Origin of the sequence: Pseudomonas graminis, from assembly GCF_900111735.1 — a bacterium.
In the GTDB taxonomy this organism is placed as follows: domain Bacteria; phylum Pseudomonadota; class Gammaproteobacteria; order Pseudomonadales; family Pseudomonadaceae; genus Aquipseudomonas; species Aquipseudomonas graminis.
The window spans coordinates 1-21,800 of the sequence record NZ_FOHW01000005.1 but is presented as its reverse complement, the minus strand read 5'-3'; the positions used below and the strand labels follow the sequence as shown (position 1 = coordinate 21,800).

Annotated in this window: 24 protein-coding genes and 2 pseudogenes; 8 read left to right on the top strand and 18 right to left on the bottom strand. The window is 59.0% G+C overall.

Features of this window, described 5'->3' with window-relative positions; translation table 11 throughout:
- Positions 1 to 6: 6 nt before the first annotated feature.
- The 4 genes from BMY98_RS05540 to exbB form a co-directional block, all read right to left on the bottom strand.
- Positions 7 to 936, bottom strand: coding sequence for a hydrogen peroxide-inducible genes activator (locus BMY98_RS05540; RefSeq protein WP_065988216.1), 930 nt, complete (start codon positions 934 to 936; stop codon positions 7 to 9).
- Between the two features lie 91 nt (positions 937 to 1,027).
- Entirely contained in the window at positions 1,028 to 1,771 is a 744-nt protein-coding gene (locus tag BMY98_RS05535; protein WP_074885868.1) for an energy transducer TonB, read from the bottom strand.
- Positions 1,768 to 2,193 carry a TonB system transport protein ExbD gene (exbD, locus tag BMY98_RS05530; RefSeq protein ID WP_074885865.1) on the bottom strand — a complete coding sequence of 142 codons (426 nt, stop codon included), beginning with the start codon at positions 2,191 to 2,193 and terminating at the stop codon, positions 1,768 to 1,770. Before exbD ends, BMY98_RS05535 begins: the two co-directional genes overlap by 4 nt.
- 3 nt (positions 2,194 to 2,196) lie before the next feature.
- Positions 2,197 to 3,177, bottom strand: a complete 981-nt coding sequence (gene exbB / locus BMY98_RS05525) for a tonB-system energizer ExbB (protein WP_074885862.1) — start codon at positions 3,175 to 3,177, stop codon at positions 2,197 to 2,199.
- A gap of 211 nt (positions 3,178 to 3,388) precedes the next feature.
- Between exbB and BMY98_RS05520 the strand changes: the two genes are divergently transcribed.
- Complete coding sequence (locus BMY98_RS05520; RefSeq protein WP_074885859.1) at positions 3,389 to 4,249, top strand: SDR family oxidoreductase; 861 nt, start codon at positions 3,389 to 3,391, stop codon at positions 4,247 to 4,249.
- A gap of 122 nt (positions 4,250 to 4,371) precedes the next feature.
- On the opposite strand, the gene BMY98_RS05515 is transcribed toward BMY98_RS05520, so the two are convergent.
- The 6 genes from BMY98_RS05515 to BMY98_RS05490 all read right to left on the bottom strand — a co-directional run bounded on the left by BMY98_RS05515 (position 4,372) and on the right by BMY98_RS05490 (position 9,631).
- Positions 4,372 to 5,109: a hypothetical protein gene (locus BMY98_RS05515; RefSeq protein WP_074885856.1), complete on the bottom strand. Its 738-nt coding sequence runs from the start codon at positions 5,107 to 5,109 to the stop codon at positions 4,372 to 4,374.
- A 56-nt stretch (positions 5,110 to 5,165) separates the two neighbouring features.
- A complete protein-coding gene (locus BMY98_RS05510; RefSeq protein WP_074885853.1) occupies positions 5,166 to 5,546 on the bottom strand; it encodes a RidA family protein in 381 nt (126 codons plus the stop codon).
- Between the two features lie 24 nt (positions 5,547 to 5,570).
- Positions 5,571 to 7,679 carry a bifunctional GTP diphosphokinase/guanosine-3',5'-bis pyrophosphate 3'-pyrophosphohydrolase gene (spoT, locus tag BMY98_RS05505; RefSeq protein WP_074885850.1) on the bottom strand — a complete coding sequence of 703 codons (2,109 nt, stop codon included), beginning with the start codon at positions 7,677 to 7,679 and terminating at the stop codon, positions 5,571 to 5,573.
- Positions 7,680 to 7,739: 60 nt separating this feature from the next.
- Positions 7,740 to 8,003: a DNA-directed RNA polymerase subunit omega gene (gene rpoZ / locus BMY98_RS05500; protein WP_025257879.1), complete on the bottom strand. Its 264-nt coding sequence runs from the start codon at positions 8,001 to 8,003 to the stop codon at positions 7,740 to 7,742.
- A gap of 130 nt (positions 8,004 to 8,133) precedes the next feature.
- A complete protein-coding gene (gene gmk / locus BMY98_RS05495; RefSeq protein ID WP_074885848.1) occupies positions 8,134 to 8,754 on the bottom strand; it encodes a guanylate kinase in 621 nt (206 codons plus the stop codon).
- Between the two features lie 13 nt (positions 8,755 to 8,767).
- Positions 8,768 to 9,631 (bottom strand): YicC/YloC family endoribonuclease, encoded by an 864-nt coding sequence (locus BMY98_RS05490; RefSeq protein ID WP_074885845.1) that lies wholly within the window; start codon positions 9,629 to 9,631, stop codon positions 8,768 to 8,770.
- A gap of 290 nt (positions 9,632 to 9,921) precedes the next feature.
- Here BMY98_RS05490 and rph point away from each other — a divergent pair, with 290 nt between their 5' ends.
- Both rph and BMY98_RS05480 read left to right on the top strand, forming a co-directional pair.
- Positions 9,922 to 10,644, top strand: coding sequence for a ribonuclease PH (gene rph, locus BMY98_RS05485; RefSeq protein ID WP_074885842.1), 723 nt, complete (start codon positions 9,922 to 9,924; stop codon positions 10,642 to 10,644).
- A 47-nt stretch (positions 10,645 to 10,691) separates the two neighbouring features.
- Positions 10,692 to 11,060: a DUF4870 domain-containing protein gene (locus BMY98_RS05480; protein WP_074885839.1), complete on the top strand. Its 369-nt coding sequence runs from the start codon at positions 10,692 to 10,694 to the stop codon at positions 11,058 to 11,060.
- 84 nt (positions 11,061 to 11,144) lie between these two features.
- Here the strand turns inward: BMY98_RS05480 and BMY98_RS05475 are convergent, their stop codons facing one another.
- The gene (locus BMY98_RS05475; RefSeq protein ID WP_065988229.1) at positions 11,145 to 11,924 is read right to left on the bottom strand and encodes an exodeoxyribonuclease III; all 780 of its coding nucleotides are present in this window, start codon (positions 11,922 to 11,924) and stop codon (positions 11,145 to 11,147) included.
- An 82-nt stretch (positions 11,925 to 12,006) separates the two neighbouring features.
- On the opposite strand from BMY98_RS05475, the gene pyrE reads away from it, so the two are divergent.
- Positions 12,007 to 12,648: an orotate phosphoribosyltransferase gene (gene pyrE, locus BMY98_RS05470; RefSeq protein WP_074885836.1), complete on the top strand. Its 642-nt coding sequence runs from the start codon at positions 12,007 to 12,009 to the stop codon at positions 12,646 to 12,648.
- A 21-nt stretch (positions 12,649 to 12,669) separates the two neighbouring features.
- Positions 12,670 to 13,272, top strand: coding sequence for a DUF4124 domain-containing protein (locus BMY98_RS05465; RefSeq protein WP_108121202.1), 603 nt, complete (start codon positions 12,670 to 12,672; stop codon positions 13,270 to 13,272).
- Positions 13,273 to 13,356: 84 nt separating this feature from the next.
- Here BMY98_RS05465 and argB read toward each other — a convergent pair whose 3' ends face one another.
- The 4 genes from argB to coaBC all read right to left on the bottom strand — a co-directional run bounded on the left by argB (position 13,357) and on the right by coaBC (position 18,657).
- Entirely contained in the window at positions 13,357 to 14,262 is a 906-nt protein-coding gene (gene argB / locus BMY98_RS05460; RefSeq protein ID WP_065988232.1) for an acetylglutamate kinase, read from the bottom strand.
- A gap of 22 nt (positions 14,263 to 14,284) precedes the next feature.
- The gene (locus tag BMY98_RS27560; RefSeq protein ID WP_245760023.1) at positions 14,285 to 15,682 is read right to left on the bottom strand and encodes a phosphomannomutase/phosphoglucomutase; all 1,398 of its coding nucleotides are present in this window, start codon (positions 15,680 to 15,682) and stop codon (positions 14,285 to 14,287) included.
- Between the two features lie 1,304 nt (positions 15,683 to 16,986).
- A complete protein-coding gene (gene dut, locus BMY98_RS05450) occupies positions 16,987 to 17,442 on the bottom strand; it encodes a dUTP diphosphatase (protein WP_074885828.1) in 456 nt (151 codons plus the stop codon).
- A 6-nt stretch (positions 17,443 to 17,448) separates the two neighbouring features.
- A complete protein-coding gene (gene coaBC, locus BMY98_RS05445) occupies positions 17,449 to 18,657 on the bottom strand; it encodes a bifunctional phosphopantothenoylcysteine decarboxylase/phosphopantothenate--cysteine ligase CoaBC (protein ID WP_074885825.1) in 1,209 nt (402 codons plus the stop codon).
- Positions 18,658 to 18,789: 132 nt separating this feature from the next.
- Here coaBC and radC point away from each other — a divergent pair.
- A pseudogene (gene radC / locus BMY98_RS05440) lies at positions 18,790 to 19,302 on the top strand (RadC family protein); the annotation flags it as partial.
- Between the two features lie 182 nt (positions 19,303 to 19,484).
- Here radC and BMY98_RS05435 read toward each other — a convergent pair.
- A pseudogene (locus tag BMY98_RS05435) lies at positions 19,485 to 20,167 on the bottom strand (IS5 family transposase); the annotation flags it as partial.
- A 44-nt stretch (positions 20,168 to 20,211) separates the two neighbouring features.
- On the bottom strand, positions 20,212 to 20,517 hold the full coding sequence (locus tag BMY98_RS05430; protein ID WP_074885823.1) for a helix-turn-helix domain-containing protein: 306 nt from the start codon (positions 20,515 to 20,517) through the stop codon (positions 20,212 to 20,214).
- Between the two features lie 161 nt (positions 20,518 to 20,678).
- Between BMY98_RS05430 and BMY98_RS26690 the strand changes: the two genes are divergently transcribed.
- On the top strand, positions 20,679 to 21,014 hold the full coding sequence (locus BMY98_RS26690) for a hypothetical protein (RefSeq protein WP_139214444.1): 336 nt from the start codon (positions 20,679 to 20,681) through the stop codon (positions 21,012 to 21,014).
- 1 nt (position 21,015) lies between these two features.
- On the opposite strand, the gene BMY98_RS05425 is transcribed toward BMY98_RS26690, so the two are convergent.
- Positions 21,016 to 21,264 (bottom strand): hypothetical protein, encoded by a 249-nt coding sequence (locus BMY98_RS05425; RefSeq protein ID WP_139214443.1) that lies wholly within the window; start codon positions 21,262 to 21,264, stop codon positions 21,016 to 21,018.
- Positions 21,265 to 21,526: 262 nt separating this feature from the next.
- Between BMY98_RS05425 and BMY98_RS05420 the strand changes: the two genes are divergently transcribed.
- Positions 21,527 to 21,800: transposase (locus BMY98_RS05420; protein ID WP_139214442.1), on the top strand; the 274-nt coding region annotated here is incomplete at its 3' end.

Below are 21,800 nucleotides of genomic sequence, written 5' to 3'. Positions count from 1 at the left end.
CGTCCCTTAACTCGCTTCAGCCTGAGCTTTAGGGCGAGCGACGGAACACAGACGAATCGAGTCAGCGAGGATTTCGATGGCTTTCGGACGCGGAAAGCTGGCACGCCACGCGATTGCCACGGTGCGGAACGGCACCGGAGGCGACAGTGGACGGACTTCGATCACGCCCGGCGCGTAGTGATGGCTGTCGACGGCGGACATCGGCAGGATGGAAATACCCAGCCCCGACGCAACCATGTGCCGAATGGTTTCCAGCGAGCTGGATTCCACTGTGGTGTGCTTGGCAGCGTCGCCGCCCTTGACCAGCGTCGGACAGGCTTCGAGCACCTGATCGCGGAAGCAGTGACCTTCACCCAGGAGCAACAGGCTCTTGTCGTTCAGCGCCGAAGCATCGATGGTCTTTTTCTGGGTCCATGGATGATCGGCCGGCATCAGCACGTAGAACGGCTCGTCGTAAAGCGACAGCGTCAGGACATCGGCTTCGTTGAACGGCAGCGCGATGATGATCGCGTCAAGCTCGCCATTGCGCAGCTTGTCGCGCAGCACGTGGGTGAAGTTTTCCTCGATGTACAACGGCATCTGCGGGGCGACCCGGTGCAGTTGGGGAATCAGGTGAGGAAACAGGTACGGGCCGACGGTGTAGATCGCGCCGACTTTGAGCGGCGCGGTCAGTTGGTTCTTGCCGGTCTGTGCCAGTTCACGAATGCCCTGGGCCTGTTCGAGGACTTTCTGCGCCTGGGCCACGATGCCCTCGCCAACCGGTGTCAGACGTACAGCACTCTTGCTGCGCTCGAAAATCAGCACGCCGAGTTCATCTTCCAGCTTTTTGACGCCCACCGACAGGGTCGGCTGGCTGACGTGACAACGTTCAGCGGCATGGCCGAAGTGCTGCTCTTGAGCGAGGGTAACGATGTAGCGCAATTCTGTGAGGGTCATAACGTGCGTCCATGAAGTTGCGGCCCCAGCATAGCGGGTGCAATCGATAGACGCACGTTATCAACCCGTCGCGGCTGACAAAATTCTGGTTTCAGCGTTTATCCAGGGAATAAACGAAGGGAGCGACCACTTCCAGTGACCCGTTCTTCAGCAATTCCGGCGGCGGCTTGGGCAATGGCTGAGCGCGGCGGATCATTTCCAGCGTCGCTCGATCCAGTGAGGCGCTTCCTGAACCTCCGGCCAGCTCATAGGACAACACGCGGCCTTCGCCATCGACCACGAAGCGCAGACGACTGGTGCCCTGCATGCCCCGACGTCGGGCGTCTTCCGGATAACGCTTGAACTTGCTCAGGTGACTCAGCAATTCACCCTGCCACGTCGGTAATGCATTGCTTGGCGGCGTGGGCGGAGCCGGCTGCGGTGACGCTGACTTCTCTGGCTTTGCGTTGGACGGCGGTGCGTCCAGCGGCTTGTCGTCGGCTGGCTTTTCTTCCTTCGGTGGCTCGACCTTCTTCACAGGTTTCGGCGGCTGTGGTTTGGGCTTGGGCTTGACCGGCTTGGGCACAGCGATTTCGGCCTTGGGCGCTTCGGCGACTGGCGGAATGGGCAGTTGCTCTTCAGGCGCAGGCGGCTGCGGCGGCTGCACGACTTTTGGCGGAGGCGGCGGGGCAGGCTCGGGAACGGGCGCCAGCTCGACCATCATCGCGGCCGGCGGCAGCTCAATGGCCTGGGAGGAGGGCCAGCGCAATGCGACGACAATCGCCACGGCATGGACCGCCAGCACCAACAACAGACTACCGCTATAGCGCGTCAGCTTTTGGCGCGTATTGATCATTTCTTGCCGACCGTCTCGAGACCCACCAGGCCCACCTTCAGGTAGCCGGCGCCGCGCAGGGCATTCATGACCTCCATAAGGTCGCCATAGTCGACCCCCTTGTCAGCCTGAAAGAAGATCGTGGTGTCTTTCTTGCCCTTGGTTTTGGCATCCAGCACCTGACCGATCTGTTCGCGGGCCACTTTCTCATCGCCCAGGTACAGGCTCTGGTCTGCTTTCACGCTCAGGAAAATCGGTTTCTCGGGGCGAGGCGCCGGTTTGGCGGTAGAAGCGGGCAGGTCAACCTTGATGTCCACGGTTGCCAGCGGGGCGGCAACCATGAAGATGATCAGCAGTACCAGCATGACGTCGATGAACGGCGTCACGTTGATTTCGTGGTTCTCGGCGAGATCGTCATCGCCTTCTTTCAAATGCAGGCCCATGGTTTACCCCATCTTTACCATGTGCGGCGGTTGGCTGCGCTCGGCCGCAGGCTGGTGATCCAGATCGCGGCTGACCAGCAGCAGAACCTGCGCCGAAGCGTCGGACACTTGCGCCTTGTAGCCGGCGATGGAGCGGGCGAAGACGTTATAGATGACCACGGCTGGAATCGCCGCAACCAGGCCCAGTGCCGTGGCCAGCAAGGCCTCGGCGATGCCCGGTGCCACAACGGCAAGGTTGGTGGTTTGGGTTTTGGCGATGCCGATGAAGCTGTTCATGATCCCCCAGACGGTGCCGAACAGACCTACGAACGGCGCAGTAGAGCCAATGGTGGCCAGCACGCCGGTGCCCATGCTCATGTTGCGGCCGCAAGCGGCGACCAGGCGTTCAAGGCGGAAAGCAACGCGCTCCTTGATGCCTTCACGCTCGCGGGTGTTGACCGACAGGCGCATTTCTTCGAGTGCGTCGTGCACCAGCAAATGGGAAAGGGTGCCTTCTTTCCTGGCACCTGCGCTGGCTTCGTCCAGATTGCGTGCGCGTTTCAGCGCAGCGATCTCGCTTCGCAGACGACGTTTGGCGCCCAACAGTTCGAAGCCTTTGGCGATCCAGATGGTCCAGGTGATGACCGATGCAATGGCCAGACCGATCATTACGGCTTTGACGATGATGTCCGCGTTCTTGTACATGCCCCAGGGCGAGAGATCGTGAGACATCCCCAGGCTGTTATCTTCCGCGGCGGCGGCGTCGAGCGAATCAGTCGGAGCAGATGCCGGGGTAAGCTCTTGAACGCCTGGCGCTGTAGAAGGGTCAACCGGTGTGGTGGCCGGCGCCTCTGCCTGTACGGCAGGTTTTTGTACAGGCGCGCTGGAGTCGGCAAGCGCTACAGGCGTCAACATCAGGCTGAACAGCAGCGCGGCAACGGCGCGTCCTGCGCGTGGCAGACCTCGGTTGGCGAGTGACGAAGCGGGGGTTTGAATAGATGTCATGCTGGCCCGACCTGATATGAAAATAGGTGTTTGTTCTGAGAGCGTCACGCTGGCGCTAGGCGAGCGGAGGAGAACAAAGGGTCGCCATTATTGCAAGTAATTCTTGTTAACAAAAGTAAGAGCGTCTCTTTTTCCTGAGAATGCTTCCCAATGGTCGGTTTTATGGTCCGTTTGACGGGCTGATATTCAATGAGTGATGTGGAGATTGGACATGTCAGCGCCATCCGTTTTGATTGCTGGATGTGGCGACATCGGGAGCCGACTGGCTTCCCAACTGTTGCCCGACGACTGGACGGTGTACGGCTTGCGCCGCTCCGTTGAGAAATTGCCCGCCGGTGTGCTCGGCGTCAGCGGCGACTTGTTCGACGCCCGCATTCCTGCGCACTGGCCGGAAGGCCGGCTGGATTACCTGGTTTACTGCGCTACACCCACTGACCGGGATGAGGCGGGTTACCGCGCGGCTTATGTAGAAGGCCTCCGGCACGTACTGGGCTGGAGCGAGCGCAGCGGACAGAGGCCGAAGCGGATATTTTTCGTGTCCAGCAGCAGCGTTTATGGTCAGCAGCACGGCGAGTGGGTCGATGAAACGTCGCCTGTCGAAGCCACCGGGTACTCCGGCCAGATCATGCGCGAGGCGGAGCAAGTGGCGTTGGACAGCGGGGTGCCAGCGACAATCGTCAGGTTGACCGGGCTCTATGGTCCGGGGCGCAGTGATCTGATGAATCGGGTGCGCCAGGGCTACAGCGTCGCGATCGATCCGCCGCTGTACGGCAACCGCATTCATGCTGATGACGCAGCAGGCCTGCTGGCGTTTTTGCTGCGAGCGGCATCGGACGATGTGGCGCTGGAAGATTGCTATATCGGCGTCGACGATGCGCCCGCGCCGCTGTCTGAAGTGGTCGACTGGATGCGTCAGCGTCTGGGCGTTACAGAGTGGTCGGATGAGAACAACGTGCGCCGGGCCGGCAGCAAGCGCTGCAGCAACGCCCGCGCCAAGTCGCTGGGCTGGACGCCGCGTTATGTGACGTATAAAGAAGGGTATGAGGCGATGTTGGCAGACCAGCCGAAGTAGGTCGGATCATATAACTACTGTAGGAGCGCGCTTGCCCGCGAATGGATTTTCTGGCTATACCGTCCCAGATGACCCATCCCAATCGCGGGCAAGCGCGTTCCTGCATTTTCGAACGTGGCGAGTTAGTTCTTCTCAAGCACCCAGCGCTTCTCACCCGGGCGCAGGTCCGGCATTTCGGTTGCCTGGGCGTTGTTCACCGCCTGGAACAGCTCCAGCTGCTTGCCATTGCGTACGAAGATCCACGGATTGCCGCGCTCGTTCTTCTCCAGCCACATGCTGTCGTATTCACCGCTCATGGCCGCGCAGTCGCCAGCGAGGCACAGCGCATAGCGATCATTGCCCGGCAGGCCGCTGACGCTACCGTCCGGCAGGAACTCAACCGCGCTGCCCTGGCCTTCGCCATTGACGATGGTCCACTTGCCGCCGAGGTAGGCGGTGTAAAGCGCACGCTCGAAGCTGGTGCCGGGTTGGGCGCCGGCCGGAGGTGCTTCTTTCGGCGAGCGGAAATGCTGCTCGGGCCCGGTGTCGCTGGCATGCTGCACCAGCTCGTCGCCCTTGATGGTCAACTCATCAGACGCATTGCCGTAGAAGTCGACCCGCAGCTTGCCATCGGCATTGCTGGCGATCTTGCCTTCACTCAGCTCGAAGCCGTTGGAGGCAGTGGCCTGTCCGGCCTTGGTGTTGATGTTCCATTCCAGATTCGGGCCGTAGGCCAGTAGCGCCTGACGCAGATTGCCGCCCTGGGCTGCTGCATCGATGGCGGCCTGGTTGATCCAGGTGCCGTCCGGGCTTTTGTCGGAGTGGCTGGCGCAGCCGCTGAGCAGTGCGACCAGCAGCGAGAGGGCAAACGCAACGCGCATGGGTGGAGTCCTTCCTTTTCTGAGGAGGCGGAGCGTGCTTGAGCTCCGCACCGGGATTACTCGACGACCAGAATGGCGTCCATTTCGACCTGCGCGCCACGCGGCAGCGCAGCAACGCCAATAGCGGCACGGGCCGGGTACGGCTGCTCGAAATACTTGCCCATGATCTCGTTGACCTTGGCGAAGTGGCTCAGGTCGGTGAGGAAGATATTCAGCTTGACGATGTCCTTGAACGAACCGCCTGCGGCTTCGGCCACAGCCTTCAGGTTTTCGAAGACCTGAACGGTCTGTGCTTCAAAGCCTTCGACCAGCTCCATGGTCTTGGGGTCCAGCGGAATCTGGCCCGACATGTAAACGGTGTTGCCCGCCTTGATTGCCTGGGAATAGGTGCCGATGGCGGCTGGGGCTTTGTCGCTGGAGATGACGGTCTTGCTCATGAAAAACTCCTGTTTGCGGTTTGACTACGCGCGCATACGGGTGATGCGGATCACGCCGGCCAGGGCACGCAGTTTCTTGATCACACGGGCCAGGTGCACGCGATCGTGCACGCTGACCACCAGTTGGACCACGCTGATACGACCATCGCGCTCATCCATACTGATTTTTTCGATATTGCCGTCTGCGGCGTTGACGCTGCTGGCGAGCAGGGCGATCAGGCCGCGCTGGTGTTCCAGTTCGACGCGCAGCTCGACGTTGAATTCGCCAGTGACGTCTTTGGCCCAGGACAGCTGAATGCACTTCTCGGGGTTGTGACGGATTTCCGCGATATTCCGACAGTTGTCCAAGTGCACGACCATGCCTTTACCTGCGGACAGATGCCCGACGATCGGGTCGCCCGGGATCGGCGTGCAGCACTTGGCATAACTGAGGACGAGGCCTTCGGTACCCCGAATAGCCAGAGGACCTTCCGCGTTCGGCAGTTGATCGCCTTCACTGGCCAGCAAGCGGCGAGCGACCACATAAGCCATGCGGTTACCCAGGCCGATGTCTTCGAGCAGGTCTTCGATGACCTCGACCCGATACTCGGCAAGGATCAGGCGCACGCGTTCGGTCGGAATCTTGTCCAGCGTGCTGTCGAAGCCATTGAGTACTTTGTTCAGCAGGCGCTCGCCGAGATTGATCGACTCCGACCGGCGCTGCAGCTTGAGCGCATGACGGATGTGCGTGCGGGCCTTGCCGGTGACGACAAAGTTGAGCCATGCCGGATTCGGGCGCGCCCCGGGCGCACTGACGATCTCGACGGTTGAGCCGCTTTGCAGGGGTTCGGAGAGCGGTGCCAGCCGGCGATTGATGCGGCAGGCGATGCAGCTGTTGCCGACATCGGTGTGTACGGCATAAGCAAAATCGACGGCCGTGGAGCCTTTCGGCAGCTCCATGATCCGGCCCTTGGGCGTGAACACGTAGACCTCGTCCGGGAACAGGTCAATCTTCACGCTCTCGATGAACTCCAGCGAATTGCCCGCGCGCTGCTGCATTTCCAGCACGCCCTTGACCCACTGACGGGCCCGCGCATGGGTGCTTTTCGGCTGTTCATCGCCAGATGACTTGTACAGCCAGTGCGCGGCGATGCCATTGTTGGCCATCTCTTCCATTTCGCGGGTACGAATCTGGATCTCGATGGGCACGCCGTGCATTCCGAACAAGGTGGTGTGCAGCGACTGATAGCCGTTGGCTTTCGGAATCGCAATGTAATCCTTGAAGCGGCCGGGCAGCGGCTTGTACAAATTATGTACAGCGCCGAGCACGCGATAGCAGGTGTCGACCTTGTCGACGATGATCCTGAACGCGTAGACGTCCATGATCTCGTTGAAGGCCCGACGCTTGCCGCGCATCTTTTTGTAGATGCCATACAAGTGCTTCTGACGGCCGCTGACTTCGCCTTCGATGCCATCAACCGCAAGGCAGTGGCTCAGCGACTCTTCGATCTTGTTGACCAGTTCCTTGCGGTTGCCGCGCGCGCGCTTGACCGCCTGGCCGATGCGCGAAGAGCGCATCGGGTACATCGCCTTGAAGCCCAGGTCTTCGAATTCGATACGCACGCTGTGCATGCCTAGGCGGTTGGCGATAGGTGCGTAGATTTCGAGGGTTTCTTTGGCGATGCGACGGCGCTTCTCTCCGGAAAGGACTTCCAGGGTGCGCATGTTATGCAGGCGGTCGGCGAGCTTGACCAGAATCACGCGGATGTCCCGCGCCATGGCCATCGCCATCTTCTGGAAGTTTTCGGCCTGAGCTTCGGCCTTGGTCTCGAAGTTCATCTGGGTCAGTTTGCTGACCCCATCGACGAGTTCGGCTACCGTTTCGCCAAACTGCGCACAGAGCGCTTCTTTGGCGATGCCGGTGTCTTCGATCACGTCATGCAGCATGGCGGCCATCAGGCTCTGATGGTCCATGTGCATGTCGGCAAGAATATTGGCCACTGCCAGCGGATGCGTGACGTAGGCTTCGCCGCTACGACGGCGTTGGCCGTCGTGGGCTTGTTCGGCGTAGAAGTACGCCCGGCGGACCAGATTGACCTGGTCTGCGCCGAGGTAGGTCGACAGGCGATCGGCGAGGGCGTCTATGCTCGGCAAGATAAAACTCCTTGCCGAAGGCTTCGACCCTGCGCCTTGCTACGTCGACCAGGCATAGGCTTAGACGGCCTCGCTGGACTCGTCCTCGAATGCGGCGAACAGTGGTTCATCTTCAACGATTTCGGCTTCTGCGATAACAGCGTAATCCATCAGGCCTGCAGCGATTTCACGCAGGGCCACTACGGTAGGCTTGTCGTTTTCCCATGCCAGCTTTGGCTCTTTGCCACCGGTCGCCAGTTGACGCGAGCGCTTGGTGGCGAGCATGACCAGCTCAAAACGGTTATCTACATGTTCCAGGCAGTCTTCAACGGTCACGCGAGCCATGGGTATTCCTCGTAGCAAATGCGATATGCGCGGTGCCCGAATGGGCGAGCGGACTCGACAGTCTAAAAAATCACCAGCGTTTAGGGACGCGCTGATTTCGAATGGATAGGTTTTGCCGTGTAAGAACCGGTCAGGCCAGCAGTTGAGCCAACAGCTCGGTGTGGCGCTGCTGTTGATGTTCCTGGCTCAGCAAATTGGCGCGGAAGATCGCTTTCAGGTCTTCCAGCGCCGTGGCGAAATCGTCGTTGATCACAATGTAATCGTATTCGGCGTAGTGACTCATCTCGCTGACGGCTTCGCGCATGCGGCCTTCGATGATCTCGTCGCTGTCCTGGCCGCGATTGGTCAGGCGCTGGCGCAGCGCCTGCTGCGTCGGCGGCAGAATGAAGATCGAGCGCGCATGGGGCATCAGTTTGCGAACCTGCTCCGCACCCTGCCAGTCGATCTCCAGAATCAGGTCATGGCCTTCGTCCAGCGTTTGCTGCAAACGACTCTGTGAAGTCCCGTACATGTTGCCGAAGACTTCCGCCTGTTCGAGAAAGTCACCGTGCTCGATCATGCGCACGAATTCGGCGCGATCGACGAAGTGGTAGTTCACGCCGTCCACTTCGCCCGGACGCATGGCCCGGGTGGTGTGGGACACCGACACGCGGATTTGCGGCTGAGCGTTGATCAAGGCGTTGACCAGGCTGGTCTTGCCCGCGCCCGATGGGGCGGAAATGATGTACAGGGTGCCGGTGCTGTGGGTCATGTCGGAGGTGGCCTTACTCAATGTTCTGCACTTGTTCGCGCATCTGCTCGATCAACACTTTGAGGTTGACGGCGGCTTGCGTGCTTCGAGGATCAAAGGCTTTGGAGCCCAGTGTGTTGGCTTCGCGGTTGAGCTCTTGCATCAGGAAATCCAGCCGGCGCCCGGCTTGTCCGCCGGCCTTGAGTACGCGGCGCACTTCGGTGACGTGAGTACTCAGGCGGTCGAGCTCTTCGGCGACGTCGCTTTTTTGCGCCAGCAGGACCATTTCCTGTTCCAGACGCTGCGGATCGAGTTCGGCCTTCATGTCGGCAAAACGATCGAGCACCTTCTGGCGCTGGGCGGCGAGCATCTGCGGCACGAGGGTACGCAAGGTCGCGACTTCAGTCTTGATCGAGGTGAGCCGTTCGTCGAGAAGCCTGGCAAGATCGGCGCCTTCGCGGGCGCGACCGGCCTTGAGTTCTTCGAGCGCCTCGTTGAACAGCGCCAGTGCGTCGTTGTTCAGCGCTTGCGGATCGGCAGCATCGGCAACCAGAACACCGGGCCAGGCCAGCACTTCAAGCGGGTTGAGCGCAGCAGGCTGCTTGATCAGGCTGGCAATGACCTCTGCTGCCGCGACCAGTTGACCGGCGCGTTCGCGGTTAACCTGCAGCGGTTTGCCTGCGGTCTCTTCGGTGAAGCGCAGGGTGCATTCGATTTTGCCCCGGGAAAGTCCCTGGCGCAGCGCCTCACGCACGGCGCCTTCGAGGTCACGAAATGATTCCGGCAGGCGCAGATGGGGTTCGAGGTAACGGTGATTGACCGAGCGCATTTCCCAGCTCAGCGTGCCTTGTGGGCCGGCTCGTTCAGCGCGGGCAAAAGCCGTCATGCTGTGCACCATGGGAAGTACCTCTATAAATTCAGGCATTTGCGGGTAGCCGGTCCGGGACGCATGCCCGGCGAAGTGTCGTGGGGAAACGACTGGCTATAAAGGCGCAGGATTGTAGCTCAGTGCAAGGCATGCGCCCAAATGTGGCATTGTCGCAAGCGATGCGCGGTGCGGTGATCCTGCGTCCTGGCAGTGTGAATCTGCGGCGCCCGCCGTGAGCAATGTGTCATTAGATGTCCCAAACCGTGCCTGCACCTCTATAATGCACGCCAGTTTTCCGTCTCCCAGTACAGGTATTCCAGATGAAACGTCCAAGTGGCCGCGCTGCCGATGAGCTTCGCCTGATCAATATCACGCGCAATTACACCAAGCACGCTGAGGGTTCTGTGCTGGTTGAGTTCGGTGATACCAAGGTGATCTGCACCGTCAGCGTTGAAAACGGCGTTCCGCGTTTTCTCAAGGGGCAGGGCCAGGGCTGGTTGACGGCTGAATACGGCATGCTGCCTCGCGCAACCGGCGAGCGTAACCAGCGCGAAGCCAGCCGTGGCAAACAGGGCGGCCGTACCCTCGAAATCCAGCGCCTGATCGGTCGTTCTCTGCGCGCGGCACTGGACATGTCCAAGCTGGGTGAAATCACCTTGTACGTCGACTGCGATGTCATCCAGGCGGACGGCGGGACGCGCACGGCGTCGATCACCGGTTCCATGGTCGCGCTGATCGATGCTCTCAAGTCCATCAAAAAACGTGGCGGCCTCAAGGGCGGCGATCCGCTGAAGCAGATGATTGCTGCAGTCTCGGTGGGCATGTATCAGGGCGAGCCGGTCCTGGACCTCGATTACCTGGAAGACTCTGCGGCCGAGACCGACCTCAACGTGGTCATGACCAACGCGGGCGGTTTCATCGAAGTGCAGGGTACTGCCGAGGGCGCGCCATTCCAGCCTGAAGACCTGAACGCGATGCTGGCACTGGCTCAAAAAGGCATGAACGAAATCTTCGAACTGCAACAGGCGGCACTGGCCGACTGAGCGGTTTCCATTACCTCAGAGCACTACATCAAAACAGGGAAAGCATGATGATCGAGAGTCAGTCGCCGTTGCCAACGCCGAGCAAGGAAGTCCGTCAGTGGGCAATGCTGTGCCACTTCGCGGCGTTTTTCGGCCTGATCTTTCCGTTCGGCAATTTGCTTGGGCCGCTGATCGTCTGGCAGCTCAAGAAAGAAGTCGACCCGTACATCGATGCCCAGGGCAAGGAAGCCCTCAATTTTCAGATCACGGTGGCCATTGCCGCGATGATCTGTTTTTTGCTGATGGTGGTGATCATTGGCTTTCCGCTGTTGATGCTGGTGGGCGTCGGCGCGCTGGTGCTGACGATCATCGCGGGCGTCAAGGTCAATGACGGTGTTGCTTACCGCTATCCGTTCACCTGGCGGTTGCTGAAGTAAGCGCTTCCAGAGATCGGGCGATGGCCTGATCTGCGGACAAACAAAAGCCGACTTCACGTCGGCTTTTTTTTGAGCAACTGAACGTCAGATGGTGAGCGTCCAGTCGTAGTCCACGATCAGTGGCGCGTGTTGCGAAAAGCGCGGCTGGCGTGGAAGACGTGCACTGCGTACGAAACGGCGCAGGCCCGGGGTCAGCAGCTGATAATCGAAGCGCCAGCCCAGATTGAGCATCTCGGCCTGTTCGTTATCCGGCCACCAGCTGTACTGATCGCCTTCGCGGCTGACTTCGCGCAGGGCATCGACATAACCCATATTGCCAACGATCTCGTCCATCCAAGCACGCTCTGGTGCGAGGAAGCCCGGAGATTGCTGACTGTCGCGCCAGTTTTTGATGTCCAGCTTCTGTTGCGCCACGTACAGCGAGCCACAGTAAATGTACTCGCGACGTTTGCGTCGCTGCTTGTCGAGGTACTTGCCGAAATCGTCCATGAGCTTGAACTTCTGATTCAAGTCTTCATCGCCGTTCATCCCAGAGGGGAGCAGCAAGGTTGCGATACTGACTTTGTCGAAATCTGCCTGCAGGTAACGCCCGTAACGGTCGGCCGTCTCGAAACCAAGACCGTTGATGACCGCCTTCGGTTGCAGCCGCGAGTAAAGCGCCACGCCACCCTGGGCAGGCACTTCGGCTTCGCAGGCATATAGGAAGTAGCCGTCCAGTTGGAAGGCTGGGTCGTCCAGTTCAAAGGCGGAGGCGCGGGTGTCCTGAAGGCAGATGACGTCGGCATTCTGGGCTTGCAGCCAACTGAGCAAACCACGCTCGACTGCAGCCTGAATACCATTAACGTTCACACTGATGATCCGCATAAATGGCCCCAAAAATCACGTGCGTGTATGATACCCGAGCTCTACCTAATTAGCTAAATCCGTGGTATTCGGGGCTTTTTTCATGCAGGCGTATCAACGCGATTTCATTCGTTTTGCCATCGATCGCGGAGTTTTGCGCTTCGGTGAGTTCACTTTGAAGTCTGGGCGCACCAGCCCTTACTTCTTCAATGCCGGTCTTTTCAACAGTGGTTCGGCCCTTGCCCAGCTGGGTAAGTTCTACGCCGCCGCCGTTGTTGAAAGCGGTATCTCCTTCGATGTTCTGTTCGGCCCGGCCTACAAGGGTATTCCCCTTGCAGCGGCGACGGCCGTAGCGCTTGCCGAGCATCACAGTCTCGACCTTCCTTGGTGCTTTAACCGCAAAGAGGCGAAGGCCCATGGCGAAGGCGGCAGCCTGGTGGGCGCGCCGTTGACCGGCAACGTGCTGATCATCGATGACGTCATCACCGCAGGCACCGCTATTCGCGAAGTCATGCAGATCATTCAGGCCCAGGGCGCGAACGCTGCCGGCGTGCTGATTGCGCTGAACCGCCAGGAGCGTGGCAACGGCGAGCTGTCTGCAATTCAGGAAGTCGAGCGTGATTTCGGCATTCCGGTGGTGAGCATCGTATCGTTGAATCAGGTGCTGGAATTCCTGGCCGACGATCCGCAGCTCAAGCAGCATTTGCCCGCCGTCGAAGCGTACCGGGCCCAATACGGAATCTGAGCCTCCAAAAGGATGCGGTTTATGCTCAAGCTGGGCACGTTGGGTTTTTGTCTGTGGCTGGGTTTGGGTTGCATCGCGAGCGTTCATGCGGACGAGACCCCAGGCATCGTGCTTTATCGCTACGTCGACAGTCGCGGCGTGACCGTGCTCGATCGCCAGGGCGTGCCTCCGGAGTACGTCGGCAAGGGTTATGAAGTGCTCAATCAGCGCGGTCGCGTGGTGCAGACGGTCCCGCCCGCACCGTCCGCCGATGAGTTGCGCGACGCTCAGGCCGCCAAGCTTCAGTCTGACGCCGACGCGCATCTGCTGCGGTTTTACAGCAGCGTTGAGGACGTCGACCGGGCGAAGAATCGTCGGCTCGCCGAACTCGACGGCCTGATCGTCGTGGCGCAAGGCAATATCCAGAACCTCGTTACCCAGCAAGGCACGCTCCAGACACAGGCGGCTGATCAGGAGCGGGCAGGGCACCCGGTGCCGAAGACGCTGCTTGATCAGATGGATGATCTACGTGATCAGCAGCAAAACCTGAAAGTCGACATCCTGCGGTACCAGACGGCGCGAACCCAGGCTGAGGCCGAGTTTGCGCAAGATCGGGCGCGATTGCAGAAGCTTCTCGGTCGGTAATAACCGTCCACGGGTGTTGCTAAGACCCGGCCACAAAAAAGCCCCGCCTGGCACTGAGCCGAGCGGGGCTTTTTACAGCATCAATCAGTGACGCTTGCGGTTGCTGATCAGCGTGCCGACGCCGGTATCGGTGAAGATCTCCAGCAGCACGGCATTCGGTACACGGCCGTCGATGATGTGCGAGGTGTTCACTCCGCCCTGAACCGCTTCCAGTGCGCAGCGGATCTTCGGCAGCATCCCGCCGTAGATAGTGCCGTCGGCGATCAGGCTGTTCACCTGCTCGGTGGTCAGGCCGGTCAGCACCTTGCCTTCCTTGTCCATCAGGCCGGCGATGTTGGTCAGCAGCATCAGCTTTTCAGCTTTCAGGGCTTCAGCGACTTTGCCTGCCACCAGATCGGCGTTGATGTTGTAGGACTCGCCATCTGCACCCACGCCAATCGGCGCAATCACCGGAATGAAATCGCCCTTCACCAGCATGTTCAGCAGGTCGGTGTTGATGCCGACGACTTCACCCACATGGCCGATGTCGATGATTTCCGGCTTGAGCATGTCCGGGGTCTGGCGCGTGACGTTCATCTTTTTCGCGCGAATCAGCTGCGCGTCTTTACCGGTCAGGCCGATCGCGCTGCCGCCGTGGCGGTTGATCAGGTTGACGATGTCCTTGTTGACCTGGCCGCCGAGCACCATTTCCACCACGTCCATGGTTTCTGCGTCGGTCACGCGCATGCCGTCGACGAAGTGGCTTTCGATGGACAGACGCTTGAGCAGGTCTCCAATCTGAGGGCCGCCGCCGTGAACCACGACCGGGTTGATACCCACCGCCTTCATTAGCACGATGTCGCGGGCGAAGCCGGTTTTCAGCTCGTCACTCTCCATGGCGTTGCCGCCGTATTTGATAACAAGCGTCTTGCCGACAAAGCGTCGGATGTAGGGCAACGCTTCGGAGAGGACCTTGGCGGCATTGGCTGCGGCATCACGTTCGAGGGTCATTTGGGCTCCACTCAAAATAGGGTCAAAAAGGAAGTTCTAGATCCGGTGCTACGTGTTTCAACTGGGTGTGAAAGACGTCCTTGATCCGTTGCAGCTCGAGCTCTGTCTCGGCCTCGAAGCGCAATACCAGCACCGGGGTGGTATTGGACGCGCGAACCAGGCCCCAGCCTTTCGGATAATCAACCCGCACACCATCGATGCTGGTGAGGTTGGCGTTGCCCCACTGCGCGTCGCGCTCCAGCGCTTCCATGATGCTGAACTTGCGGATCTCGGTGACTTTGATGTTGATCTCGGGCGTTGATAGATCGTTTGGAAAGGTCTGGAAAAGCTCCTCGGCGCTGAGCTTTTCCTGGCTGAGGATTTCCAGCAGCCGTGCTGCGCTGTAGATGCCGTCGTCGAAACCGAACCAGCGCTCCTTGAAGAAGATGTGTCCGCTCATCTCGCCTGCCAGCAGCGCGCCGTTTTCTTTCATCTTCTTCTTGATCAGCGAATGCCCAGTTTTCCACATAACCGGGCGGCCGCCGTATTCCTGGATCAACGGTATCAGGCGGCGTGTGCATTTGACGTCGAAAATCACGTCGGCCCCGGGATTGCGCTTGACCACATCGCGGGCGAACAGCATCAGCAAGCGGTCAGGGTAGATGATGGTGCCGGTATTGGTGACGACACCGACACGATCGGCATCACCGTCGAACGCCAGCCCCAGATCGGCACCGGTTTCCCGGACCTTGGCGATCAGGTCCTGAAGGTTCTCCGGCTTGCCCGGGTCAGGGTGATGATTGGGGAAATTGCCGTCGACCTCGCAATAGAGCGGGATGACTTCGCAATTCAGCGCTTCGATCAATTGCGGGGCGACGACGCCGCCAACACCGTTGCCGCAGTCCACCACCACCTTCATGCGCCGCGCGAGCACGACATCGCCAATGATCTGGCTGGCATAACGTTCGAGAATATTGACCTTGATGATGCTGCCTTTGGCGGATGGCAGGTCATTGGCCTTGATGCGTTCGTGCAGCGCTTGAATCTGCTCGTCTGCCAGCGTGTCGCCGGCGATGACGATCTTGAAACCGTTGTAATCCTTTGGGTTGTGGCTGCCCGTGAGCATCACACCTGTTTTGCCCGCCAGCACGTGGGTGGCGTAATACAGCGCGGGAGTGGGCACCATGCCGATGTCGCTGACGTGGCAGCCGCTGTCGTGCAGACCCTTGATCAGGTGCGCGACCAGTTCGGGGCCTGACAGCCGACCGTCACGGCCTACCGAAACATGCGGCTCGCCCTGCGCAAGACTTTCCGCGCCGACGGCTCGGCCGATCCAGTAGGCGGTCTCGGCGCTCAGCGTATCGCCAACAATGCCGCGAATGTCATAGGCGCGAAATATCGTCTCGGGAAAGGACGGGGCGCTGGAAGTGCTGCTGCTCATGGCGTGGGATGACGCCTGCTGCGTAAGTTCCTGGGGATCATCGATCAAGTCGAGGTCAAGAATATCGGTGTCCTGGAACAGCGGATCGGTCAGGTGGTCTTCTTCCGACACGACCGGAAGGCCCGGTGCAGGACCATGCAGCGGTGTCCCGGTTGTCGATGGGTGATCAGCCGACCCAGCGCCTGTGGGGCTATTGCGCAGCGAGAACCGCGCCAGGCTTTGGGCAAGCCCGTTCAGCGCGGGCAGGCTCAAACTGAAGGCTTTGACGGCCTTGCCCCCGGAGAGTTCTTGCAGCAGCTGCTCAAGCTGCCGCGCGTCCGCCGCGACCCGGCGCTTGAGACCACTCTCGTTCAGATACAACCCCAACAGCATCGCGCCGGCGGCAACTAGCAAGGCGAGCAGCAGCATCAGCCAGGGCGTCGAGCCTTGCAGCGCGGGACCGGCGGCAAACGTCAGTTTCCAGTTGGGGTAGCCCGTGGAGAATTCCTGCGCACGGCTACCATCGTCCTCGCCACGGGTGAGAAAAGTCTGCGCAGTGGCGTTACCAAACTGTTGAACGAGTACCACCTGGCCCACATCGGCGGGTGTCTCGGGGAGTGCGTTGATCAGGCGCTGCGGATTGAACGCCAGCAGTAGAGTGCCGGTGATCGGCGCATCTGGCGCCGTGCGCAGGGGCGCGGCGCTGTAAATCAGCCATTTCTCGCCGACCTTGCGTGCTTCGGGCACAGGCGTTTCACCCTTGGCGGCCTTGGCCAGCATGTCCAGCGTGGCGAAGCTGATCGGCAGCGTGGTTTGGGTGTCTACGTTGTTGAACCCCACCGGATTGAGCCGTGCGCCCACCACACCGTCTCGGTAACGCAGCTGATTCTGCGCGTTTTCGATGAGCGACGGATCGTTACTCAGCAGAGCCTGGCTTAGCCCGACGTCCATTGCCGCGGCCTGGGTGTCGGCGTTGATCTGGCGCAGGGCCTTGTTGACGGCCCCTGCCTGCGCGCTTCCCCAGGCCTGAACCAGTTGCTCCTGTTGCTGCGGCTGGCTTTGAATGGCAAGCCACACCAGCACCATTGCCGCGATCAGGCCGATGAGCGCAGGAATGAGACCAGGGCTCGCCAGGCTCAGATTGGCGTCTTTGCCAGCAGGGACAGTTGTTTCCGTATTGGGGGTCGCTTTGGCTGTGCGTTTGATGCCTTTCAAACTAACTCTCCCTGCTGGGTCGTCCTGACGCGTTCTTGTTGTTTTCGCACCGCTCAAAGCCCGTCAGGCCAAAAGCGATGCGCTAGCCAAAGTGAGTGTTCGCTGCAGGATCAGTGGCTGCCGGAGTGACCGAAGCCGCCAGCGCCGCGCTGACTTTCATCGAATTCTTCGACGATTTCAAAGTGCGCCTGCACCACAGGCACCAGTACAAGCTGGGCCATACGCTCGCCGATGGAAATTTTGAAGGCGCTCTGGCCGCGGTTCCAGCAGGAGACCATAAGCTCGCCTTGATAATCGGAGTCGATCAGGCCCACCAGGTTGCCCAGCACGATGCCGTGTTTATGGCCCAGGCCTGAGCGCGGCAGAATCAACGCAGCCAGGCCAGGGTCTGCGATGTATATCGACAGTCCGGTAGGAATCAAGAGGGTCTGACCGGGTTCGAGCAGAGTGTCTTCTTTCAGCATGGCGCGCAGGTCCAGGCCGGCCGAGCCTGAAGTGGCGTAAGCGGGAAGCGGGAATTCGCTGCCAATGCGTGGGTCGAGGATCTTGGCTTGTAGAGCGTGCATTCGTGATTAAACCTGGTTCATGCGATCGGCGATAAAAGTCACCAGCTGCCGCGCGATCTTGGCTTTGCTGGTCTGGGCGAAGAGCGTCGCTTGCAACGCTCGGTCGATCACGCTGCAGGCGTTTTCTTCGCTGTTGAAGCCAATGCTGGGATTGGCGACGTCATTGGCGACGATCAGATCAAGGTTCTTGTCCTTGAGCTTGCGAGCGGCGTAGTCGAGCAGGTGTTCGGTTTCGGCCGCGAAGCCGACGCTGAACGGGCGATCCGGGCGCTGGGCAATGGTGGCGAGAATGTCCGGGTTGCGGACCATCTGCAGCAGAAGACCATCACCGGTCGTGGGATCTTTCTTCAATTTCTGTGTGGCGACGACTTCCGGCCGGTAGTCCGCAACGGCTGCCGAGGCGATGAAAAGATCGCAAGGCATGGCGTCTTCGCAGGCGGCGAGCATGTCACGGGCACTGACGACGTCGACGCGCGATACCCGATCAGGCGTCTGCAGGTTCACCGGGCCGGTGATCAGGGTGACGCGCGCGCCCGCTTCGGCAGCGGCTTCGGCCAGAGCGAAGCCCATTTTTCCGGAGCTGTGGTTAGTGATGTAGCGAACCGGATCGATGTTTTCCTGAGTCGGGCCGGCAGTTATAAGTACGTGCTTGCCGGTCAGTGTCAGGCGCTGGAAGCAATCGGCGGCAGATTGCGCCAGATCATTGGGTTCGAGCATGCGCCCGTAGCCCACGTCGCCACAGGCCTGACTTCCGCTGGCCGGGCCGAACATGCGCAGACCGCGCTGTTCGAGCAGTTGCAGATTGGCCTGCACGGAGGGGTCGCGCCACATGGCCTGATTCATCGCGGGCGCGACGGCGACGATAGCGTCGGTCGCCAGCACCACGGTAGTCAGCAAATCGTTGGCAATGCCTTGTGCCAGACGCGCCATGAGGTCGGCGGTGCCCGGCGCGATGAGGATCATGTCGGCCCACTTGGCCAGCTCGATATGGCCCATGGCGGCTTCGGCTGCGGGGTCGAGCAAATCAAGGTGAACCGGATGGCCGGACAAGGCCTGCATGGTCAGCGGGGTAATGAACTCGGCGCCGCCTTTGGTCATGACGACGCGGACTTCTGCACCGTGGTCGCGCAAACGGCGGACCAGTTCCGCGCTCTTGTAGGCCGCGATGCCACCGCCGACGCCGAGAACGATGCGTTTTCGATACAGCCGCTGCATAGGCCTGCCTTTTGGTCGGTTAACACGCGGCAATCATTACGCCTCCCCAGGCCTGACTGTCGCGCAAAAAAGAGCGGCTAAGATAGCACAGCGACCGCACGGGAACAGCGGCGCCACAGACAGGGAGCTGCTATGAGTATTCGCGATTGGCCGGCGGCAGAGCGTCCGCGGGAGAAGCTGCTGGAACGGGGGGCGTCGAGTCTGTCGGACGCCGAATTACTGGCGATTTTCTTGCGCACGGGCGTCTCGGGCAGAAGTGCCGTGGACTTGGCCCGGCACCTTTTGAATCAGTTCGGCAGCCTTCGCGCTTTGCTCGAAGCAAACCTGACGGCGTTCAGTAGCGAGCTGGGCCTTGGGCCCGCCAAATTCGCGCAGTTGCAGGCGGTCATGGAAATGGCCCGGCGCAACATGGGCGAGGATTTGAAGCGCGATTCTGTGTTGGAAAACCCGACTCAGGTGCGTCGCTACCTCAAGGCGCTGTTGCGGCACGAGCCCCATGAAGTCTTTGGCTGCCTGTTTCTGGACAGCAAGAACCGGGTTCAGACGTTTGAAGTGCTGTTTCATGGCACGATCAACACGGCGCATGTTCACGCGCGGCAGGTAGTCAAACGGGCACTGGCCCACAACTCGGCGGGATTGATCCTTTCGCCACCCATTACATACCAATGCAGTGATATACCCCTAAGCCTTTTATCGCCTCATTTTGCGGAGATTTGCAAATGTCACCGAAATGATGCCCATTGCGGTGACAAAACGCCCGGTTTTGTCACCGCCGCGAAAGGGTTCGTCTACCGGTCACGCTGGTGAAGAGTTCCGGAAATGGTGATAGCCGCACCGGTGTATCCAGGGTGTCCCGACACATAGGTTTCGGCACCGTGCAGCAGCTTGTCGACTTGGTTGACATTGGCCACGTTGGCCGCCGTTCCTACCAGGCTGTGCACCAGTCCCGGCGTTGCGTCGACGCCAATGTGGCAATTCATCCCGAGGTGCCACTAATTGCCTTTCTTGGCCTGATGCATCTCAGGATCGCGCTTATCTTCTCGGTTCTTCACCGAGGGCGGCGCGGCAATCAGAGTGGCATCAAGGATAGTGCCTTCCTTGAGCAGTAAGCCACGACCAGCCAGATGCTGAATGATCGTTTCCAACAGCACCCGCGTCAGTTGATGGGTTTCCAGCAAGCGGCGAAAACGCAGCAAGGTGGTGGCGTCCGGTGCCGACTCGCGGCCTAGGTTGATGCCCGTAAAGCCACGAATGGCTTGGCTGTCGTAAACGGCATCTTCGGTGCCTTCATCAGAGAAACCGAAACACTGCTGCACAACATATATGCGCAGCATTCGCGACAACCAATCGCGCGGCGCCCGCGCTTGCCTGTGGTGTCGCCGTAGAACGAGGCTACCTGCGCCTCCAGTTGTGCCCACGGCACCAGCTGTTCGAGGTCCGCCAAGAAGCGATTGCGACGAGTCTGCTTTTTATTGCCGGAATATTCGAGTTCGGAGCAGGGTTTCTGCATGGCGCGTAGCGAGGCTCACGAAAAGGGTGGCTGGTTGAAGGTGCTCACTTTGCCAAGGATGGGGGCGGTTGGCTATCTATGCAGCTTCTCCTTAGCTCACTGCGGACTGTTTCAAACAGCTCATCTATAGTCATCTCTGGCTGTGAAATCAGCGCTGCATGTATCATCAGGGTTGAGGGTTGGATTCCTAGCGTCTTTGCAAAAGCGTCGAGCCTTTGCACCGTCAAAGATTTCTTGCCTCGCTCCACATCACTTACAAAGCTCTGGCTTGCACCGATTTCCTCCTGCGCCAGACGTTGAGCCATCCGGCTCTGTCTAATGGCGATTCCGATAGCTTCGTCCGGCGTCATTTTCACGTCTCAAAAAAAGAGAAAATGAAGCCGTCTATGGCTAGAAAACACTATGCTCTATAGAGTATATTCTTGGTGTTTCGCGCATTCATGAAATATCGTGAAGCCGCGCGGTACTTTCAACCAGCGCAGCATCCAATTAATTGAATCGGATATGTTAGATGTCAATTTTAGATATCAGTGGTGACGGACATGTTGAAGATAAAGTCCGGATGCGGTGTTTTAAAAGGAGTCCTAAACTAGATAATAAATACTATCTTTTGTTTGGTTGTGAAGGCGAGGAGGTTTTGTTTTATAGTAAAGGAATTGCTTGGCACGACAATGAAGAAACTCGCATACCGCGGGCTGTAAACGGCTATGAAACTGCAAAATTTTATCGTAATAAGAATAAAGAGTTACTGGTTATCGAGAGCGCACAAGAATTTAAGATTTGGTACGCACAATGGAAGTGTCTCGCACTCGTGGAAAAAAATGTTTGGAATAAGTTTTCGAGTTAGACTATTTAGTTAAAATCTCGTCCGCCCACCGACAAATTTCCGCCCGCTCGATATTGTGGAATTGACCTGACAAGGCGTTGTAAATTACCGACTCTTCTACTCTTAAGGTAATTGAGGCCTCTCTTACATTTATACCTGCACTCTGCATTTTTAGCAATATGTCCGCCACTAAGTTTGCTTTAAAGTGCATCTCCTCCGGGCATTCTAAGCCTAAGATTGAGTAAGCATTTTTGTCCGTTTGATCAGCCATCATCTGTCTCCACGATATTTGTGCTAGATTTTAAATCTAAATATTTTACAATTTCTGTATGCGATTCCTTACCAAAAGGATAGCTCAAAAATTCTCTCATGTTGGTGAGAGGTGTTCAGTCGTGTGCTTCCCTTTACCCGTGCAACGCCATTAGGCATTGACTATTGCCGGTCAATAACGACCGCTTTCGGCCCAGAGTGTGTGAAAACGCCTTCGCAAACCCTTGCTATGATTTCTGAGGATTTCATCGAAAGGATCGCCCATGAAGCGTTTCATCCGAGGTGAACATCGAGGCCAAAGCACTTTGCTTCCCGAAAGCCTCGACGACTACGTCAGCGATACCAATCCGGTGCGCGTGGTTGACGTGTTTGTCGACGAACTCGACCTGGTCAACTTGGGTTTTGACGGCGCTATTCCTGCTGATACAGGCCGACCTGCTTATCACCCTGAAGTCCTGCTGAAGATCTACATCTATGGCTATCTCAACCGCATCCAGTCAAGCCGACGCCTCGAGCGAGAAGCTCAACGCAACGTTG